The organism is Chloroflexota bacterium (genome assembly GCA_016197225.1).
Taxonomy (GTDB): Bacteria; Chloroflexota; Anaerolineae; order Anaerolineales; family VGOW01; genus VGOW01.
Genome location: JACPWC010000005.1, coordinates 25,013 through 32,012, shown reverse-complemented (window position 1 = coordinate 32,012; position 7,000 = coordinate 25,013). Strand labels below are relative to the sequence as shown.

5 protein-coding genes are annotated in these 7,000 nt (G+C 56.1%); all 5 read right to left on the bottom strand.

Annotated features, from left to right (window positions below; translation table 11 throughout):
* On the bottom strand, positions 1–1,168 hold a 1,168-nt coding region (locus tag HYZ49_00770), incomplete at its 3' end, for a YfhO family protein (protein ID MBI3240814.1).
* A 14-nt stretch (positions 1,169–1,182) separates the two neighbouring features.
* On the bottom strand, positions 1,183–3,597 hold the full coding sequence (locus HYZ49_00765; GenBank protein ID MBI3240813.1) for an O-antigen ligase family protein: 2,415 nt from the start codon (positions 3,595–3,597) through the stop codon (positions 1,183–1,185).
* 41 nt (positions 3,598–3,638) lie between these two features.
* Positions 3,639–4,397: a WecB/TagA/CpsF family glycosyltransferase gene (locus tag HYZ49_00760; protein ID MBI3240812.1), complete on the bottom strand. Its 759-nt coding sequence runs from the start codon at positions 4,395–4,397 to the stop codon at positions 3,639–3,641.
* Positions 4,390–5,463, bottom strand: coding sequence for a glycosyltransferase family 4 protein (locus tag HYZ49_00755; GenBank protein MBI3240811.1), 1,074 nt, complete (start codon positions 5,461–5,463; stop codon positions 4,390–4,392). Before HYZ49_00755 ends, HYZ49_00760 begins: the two co-directional genes overlap by 8 nt.
* Positions 5,464–6,996: an oligosaccharide flippase family protein gene (locus HYZ49_00750; GenBank protein MBI3240810.1), complete on the bottom strand. Its 1,533-nt coding sequence runs from the start codon at positions 6,994–6,996 to the stop codon at positions 5,464–5,466. It abuts the gene before it with no gap.
* Positions 6,997–7,000: the final 4 nt, after the last annotated feature.

The window sequence follows — 7,000 nt, the reverse complement described above, 5'->3', positions numbered from 1 at the left end:
GATAACCAATCAATCGAGCATCTGAAAATTTCTCCGCGCCAAATCCCGCTAGCACGGCAACTGCAAACGCGCCGAAGAACCAAGCGCGGGCTGGGACGCGCAACAGGCCGAAGCCTGGAACAAATCGAAAAGCAAACTCAAACAATGGCGTAGCAGTGCCAAGTGAAAAGGTCAATGTCAAAAAAATCATCGCTACAAAAAACCAATTGGCGGCGCGGCGTGATTGAACGAAAGCGATTACGATCAACAATGGCGATAACACGCCCATAAAGATCGTCCACTCTGGAAATTGAAACGTGGTAGGCGCAAACAACGTGATGAGAAGATAGGGCGGCAAAGCGAACAAGTTTGCATCACCAATCGTGAAGTTAGCGCGGCTGTTATAAGGAAGTAGTTCGCTTAATGGCAACAAGACAAACGATGCGAACAAAATAAATGAGACGAGATAAACAGCAAAGACAATCATCAACCAACGTATTTGCGTCCATTCTTTTTTCCATATTGCCGACGCGAAGTGCCAACACCAAAACGCCGACGCAACAAGCATGATGTAATATGAAATTTGAATCATGTTCGGCATAGATAATGCCATCGCCAATCCTGCACACGGTGAAGCGAAAAGCGATCCGTCCATCGCCTGTTTGAGGCCAAACAGCACGGCAGGCAACCACATCAAACACCACACCACTCCCAAATGCCCAGCGGCGAGATGAATGATCACTTTGGGCGCAAAGGCGAAGATCAATCCACCGATCAACGCTGACGGGCGCGAGGTGTTGTGGCTCCGCAAAAACGAAAACGTGAACACGCCGCCGATGAAGACATGAATGGCATCTAATAGGTTGAAGCTCAACGCGGGTGGTAAAAATAAAAAGAACAGTGTAAGTGGATACAAGAAGAGCGCGCCGGGATCACCCGCGATGGGCATACCCAATGCCATTGACGAGTCCCATAGCGCAAGACGACCTTGACGCAAGTGAGAAGCAAAGCTCACCAGATCAGGCCAATGGAAGTGAATAATGTCCGCGCCAAAGCCACTGTTGGGCCAAATCAAAACATCGGGGATGAGCAACGATGGCAAGAAAAAAGCGAGAACGATCAACGCTAACAGCGCGACAGAGCGCCAATCGTCATCCAACCACGCAATCAACTTTTCAACATTATTCATCGAATGCTTATCGGCTACCGTTGCAGTCGGCTCTTCGCTTCGGCCTGATCGGGAACCAGCGCCAGCAAATCTCTGTAGATCGAATTGGCTTGCACCTCATCGCCCACCACCCTGTGCCAGTCACCCGCTTGCAACATGCGTCTTGCCCACAGGTCGGTGAACGGCGCAGGCGTCAACTGCGGCGCGAGATCAACCGCCATCGTCTCCTGCCGGAAAACAATCAGTCCATAGATCGCTTCGCCAAACGCGCCCGGCCCAAACGCTGATTGCAGTTGATAGCCTTTCACTGCTTCCTCGCCTCTTGCCGCCGCCTCTCCCAAATCTCCTCTCGCCGCCGCCAACTCGGCTTCCACCCAAAGCAGTTCCAAGCGCTCCTCGCCTGCGCCAAAAAAAGCAAGCGTTGCCTTCTGCAAAAGAGTCTCAGCCTCATCCAACCGCCCCAACGCCACATAGACGCTAGCGAGTCGAATGTAAGTGTTCGCGCGATCTGCGCTCTGAGCCGCCGCTTCAAGCTCGGCCAGAGTTGGCGCAGGCGTAGTTGTGGCCATTTGCCGCCACTCGGCCAGCACTTGCCGGCGAAAGGGCGTAGCCCGCCAGAAATACGCCTCGGCCCAATCCGGGCGCAAGTCGAGCGTGTCGTGATAGGCGCGCCCGGCGGCTGACCACTCACTTGCGCCCTCGGCGGCCACGCCCAAATTCAAATGGGCCAACGCCGATTTGGGAGCAAGCCTGGCTGCAATTTGCAATTCGGCCAGAGCGGAAACGTAATTGTTTTGCGATTCGAACAACGCAGCGAGATTTGCGTGATTCAACCACCAGTCCGGATCAAGTTGAACCGTCTCTGTAAAAGCGGCGGTTGCCTGTTCCAGAGCCTCGGGTTGCCCCTGCGCGGCCAGAATACTTTTCGCCAGACCCAACTGTTGATAAATAATCGCCGATCTGGAATCTCGCCGGGCAGCTTCCTCCAACAAAGTCGCGGTCTCTGTCCATTGCCCTTGTTGCGAAGCCTCGACAGCGTCGTGCAAAGGAGTCAGCCGCCACACGTTGTAAAAGCCGGAGACCGAAAGCGCCAGGCCAAGAAAAATTGGCAGGCGAGCGAAAACCGTCGAAAGGCGTTTGGGGCGCTCAACAGCCTGGGCAGGCGCAAGGGCGACACCAAGAATGATGGCAAACGTTACCGCGTTCACCGGCTCCACCTGAACCGTATCCACCAGACTGTGAGCGGCAAAGGCCGCCGCGCCGGCCAGTGCGCCGAGCGCCACCGCCCGGTCATCGCCGCGCAAAACATTCGCCTGCTTCCACAAGGCGCGGAACGCGCTCACGGCCAACACTCCAAAGGCGGCTAACCCGGCCAGGCCTGTTTCGGCCAACAGGTTGAAGAAGATGCTGTGAGCGTGAGGGTAGAACGCGGACGGCGGCACCGAGTTTCCCAAAAGGTAAACGCTTCCAAAAGTTAACGGCCCTCTTCCAACAAATGGCGATTGCAGAAACGATTGCCAGGCCGGATTCCAGAACTGCGAACGCGCGATCAGCGCCGGGAGTTTCACCGGGCTATCCAACAACCGGATGGCTACCCAGATGATTACCACCGCCCCGCTTCCTCCGAGAGCCAGGGCCATTAATGCCAGAGGCCACTTCTTCCGCAGAGTATTTCTCAAGCGCCGCAAATACTCAGCGCCGCCGGCATCGCGCACTTTTAGCGCCGCCAGCGTCACAACCCCGGCTAAAAACCCCAGCCAGCCACCGCGTGAGAACGTCAGAAAGATGAGGCCAAGCACACTAACACCCCAGCCCACCAGCAGGGCGCGAGGCAGACGCGCGTGCGAGGGGGCCAAGCGAGCTAGCGCAACCATGAACAGCAAATTGAAGAAAGTGGCAAGGCCATTCGCCAACGGCAAGCGATATGCAATTTCCGGCACCCACGATCCGGGCGAGGTTGTCAGCCAGGCTCGGTACCAGCCCATAGCCATCCACCAAGCCAGGCCGACGATCAACGTACTCGCTAGCAATAGCGTCTTGACAAATAACTCGCGCGGCCAACCCCGATTTACCAGTTCCACTGTTAGAGCAAAGATAAAAATATTTGCGCCCGCTACCCAGACTTCATCCAGCGAGCGGCGAGGATCTGTCGAAGTGAGAGCAGTGAACAAATAGACTCCAAGAAAGAGAAGCTGAGGCCATGTCAGCGGCATAGGCAGAAGCGCGCCATGGCCCCGCCACATGCCGAGAGCCAGCCACCCCAGTGACATCACCGTAAGCGCCGCAACGCCGAATCGGATGTGATCATAACTGGCGTAAACCCGCCACGTGTTCACAAAGAACATCAGATAGCAAAAGGCCAAAAACAGGACGGTTTCTTTGATCAAGTAGCCGACGGAGGCTGAAGAAGCGCGGTTGGCCTCACGGGTCTGGTTCATATCCGTTTGCATTGATTGCCTCATCACAAATTACACGCTCGCCCACCTTGCCATCAATCTTCAAAGCGCAACAACCCCAATCGCTGTTGAAGCACTCGCCACAAAAACAGCGGGTTGCCAATCAGATAACGCCGCCACAACCGCCGTGGCTCGGCCAGGAGGCGGCCCAACCATTCCAACCCGTAGCCGAGCATCCAGCGCGGCGCGCGCGGCGCTTCGCCAGACACAAAATCCATCACCGCCCCCACCGTCCAAATTACTGACACTTCAAGATGCGTGGCATGTTCAGCCACCCACCGCTCTTGAATCGGTGTGCCCATCCCGGCCAGCAAGATGTCGGGGCGGGCGACATTGACGGCGGCGACGACGGCTGAAGAGTCTGTAAAGAAGCCGGCGTGAGTCCCGGCAATGCGGAGTGCCGGATACTGCCGCTTGAGTTTTGCCACAGCCCGGTCAGCCACACCGGGCGCGCCGCCAAAAAAGAAAACAGACAGCCCTTCTTGCTGCCAGTGCTCGCACGCCGGATAAATCCAGTCCGCACCCGTCATTCGTTGCGGCAAATGCTGGCCGAGCAAACGCGCGCCCAGACGCACTCCATCGCCATCGCAATAAACGAGGTCTGCGTTATTCAAAGTGCGGCGCAGCAGCGCATCCTCTACGACAGTGTTGAGAACGTGAACGTTAGCATACATCACGGTATGTTGCTCGCCATCGCGCGCCAGTGCAGAAACACGCTCCAGCAGTTCGGCCAGACCGAGCGAGTCGATCCACACGCCTAACACATTGATTCTTTGATTAGGGTACTCAGGCATGATTGGCAAGAGCGCGCCGATAAAGCGCTTCTGTTATTTCCGCCGCCTGCGCCGGAGTCCACTCGGCCACTTTTTTCTGCCCGGCCGCTCCCATCGCAACAGCCCGCGCCGGGTTAGCTAACACCTCGATGATTCGCCCGGACAAAGCAACCGGATCAGTTGGTGGAACTAAAAACCCGGTGACCCCATCTTCAACCACTTCCACCAGTCCGCCAACGGCGCTTGCCACCACCGGTTTCGCCGCCGCCATCGCCTCAACCGCCGTCAACCCAAACCCTTCCGATAATGACGGCACAACCACCACATCCATCGCGGTCATCAATTGGGGCGCATCTACTTGTTCGCCCATAAAGCACACTTGATCGCCAAGGCCCAGGGAGGTAGCCAATGTTTCCAATACGCGACGTTCGATGCCGTCGCCGATGATGACGACGCGGGCAGTTGGATGTGCTTGAAGCACCTGAGGCAAGGCGTAAATCAAAGTCGCTACGCCTTTCTCTGGCGAAAGCCGGCCAACGTAACCAAGGATAGGCCCTGACGGCGCATCGCTCAAAGCGTGACGTAAGCGGTCAGCGGCAGAAGGGTCGGGCAGAGTTGGAAGCGCCCCTATCCGAGTGACGGTAACACACGCCGGATTAACGCCGTAGAATTGGATGAGGTGATCACGAAGCGCGTCACTGATCGCGCACACCCAGGGCGCAATCCACAAACGCGACAGCCAACGAGCATCGGTCTTGAATTCGTGAACGGTGCAGACCAGGGGCAGGCCGGTGAGGCGGGCTACTGCCCGACCGACGATGGTTGTAAAGCGGTGGTGGCTGTGAATCACATCAATCTTTTCGCGATGCGTCACCTGCGTCGTTTGTCCAATCGAAGCTATTAAGTTACGAGCTGTTGAAGGGTAGAGTGGCAAGGAAACGGGGTGGGCAAACTGATCGCGCCATTCGCCGCCGCCCGTGCCCAGCGTAACGGCGTGGCCGCGCTCGGCGAGGGCAGTGGCAAGGGCCAGCATGTGGCGGCTGGCCCCTCCCAGTTCGGCACGCGGGCGCAGAAACAAGATTTTCATCTATGCTCCAGCCCGCCTCATTAACTTTGACATGGCTTGCCACAATCCGACTGCGGCCCGCGCTTCAGTTTCGCTGAATACGCCGATCTGATAACCTACAACCAGGTAGATGATCTCCAAACAGCCTACTACCATGCTCAACCCGATCCACGAAGTGGCGATTGGGCGGGCCAGAAAAGCCAATGCGCCAATTGCCAGACCCAGCAGAAGCGGTCGTAAATATGCGGTTCGGAACAGGGCAAGCGGCGAGATTTGAAGGTAGCGCTGCACAACAAAGATCATAAAGATAATATCTACAGCTTCGCTGATAAGTTGTGCCAGCCCGGCTCCCTGTATTCCAAATGGGCGGATGAATAACAGGCACCCCGCGCCGACTACTAGCCCGTTGATGGTGGCATACACCGAAAAAACAGAAATCCGCCCTGTCCCGACAACGAAGTTATTTGTCAGAACGGCGGCGACAGCCTGGAAATAAGCTGTCAAGAGTAATAATCGCAGAACAGCGGCGGATTGGACAGTCACATTCGGGCCAATCCATAAATTCAAAAAGAGGTCGCCCAAGACTAAAAGCGGAACGATCATAGCTGTAGCCAGTCCAGCCACAAACCGCATCGAGCGAATAAAGATATTTTGCAGTGCTTCGAATTGATTGGTGCTGTATAACTCGCTTGCCATCGGAAAGATGAAGTGAAGCATGTTTCCGATAAGCTGGCTGAATGCGGCGGAAACAAGAGCGGGCACAGCATAAAGCGCCACGGCGGCCACGCCAAGCCAGGCGCCGATCAACGTTCGATCCAGCCCGCCGACAATCAACCCTGTCAGGCGCAGGATCAACCCAAAACTGGCGTAGCTTTTCACTCGCTGTAGTATTGGCATATCTATTGCCAATCGTAACCGGAAGCCCGGTATTAACTGGTGAGCAGAAATTAAGTAAGCCACTCCGGTCAGCAATGACACCAGCACCCTGATAAACACGTAGCCGGTAACGCCATAACCAGCATATACCGCCGCCAGGCCGATAGTGACACCCGCCAGATTGGCCGCGATCGAAATCTTGCTGGCAACATCATAGCGTTGCAAACCGTTGGCAATTGCTTTGCCCCACATGCTCATCACACTCGCCAGGAAGCCAACGCCGGCCAGCCTGAAGACAACGACGGCCTGACGGATTAACTCATCAGGCACCTCAAACACACGGCGGGCAAGAACATCTGCGGCCAGCATGATGATGACCATGCCAACGATGCCAATGCCGGTATAGAGTTGCAGAGTAGTGTTGAGAAGGCGATTCTCTGACTCGGAGTCGCCCCGAGCATGATCCTCGGCCAGAAATTTAGTGACCGGAATGTCCAGACCCATATCCATCACCGTGAGATAACCGATGACAACGGCGACCAGGGTCTGCAAACCGTAAGCCGCTTCTCCCAACAATTTCAGCAGGATCGGCGTGGAAAGGAAGTTGAGCAGAGCAGGCACGGCCCAGCCAGCCGCGCTGAAAATTATGTTGAAGGAGGAGCGTTGCAGGCGGTTCACTGGA

Excerpts from the sequence above, each read along its gene's own strand:
- HYZ49_00765 (MBI3240813.1), bottom strand. The coding sequence starts at position 3,597 with ATGCAAACGGATATGAACCAGACCCGTGAGGCCAACCGCGCTTCTTCA.
- HYZ49_00760 (MBI3240812.1), bottom strand. The coding sequence starts at position 4,397 with ATGCCTGAGTACCCTAATCAAAGAATCAATGTGTTAGGCGTGTGGATC.
- HYZ49_00755 (MBI3240811.1), bottom strand. The coding sequence starts at position 5,463 with ATGAAAATCTTGTTTCTGCGCCCGCGTGCCGAACTGGGAGGGGCCAGC.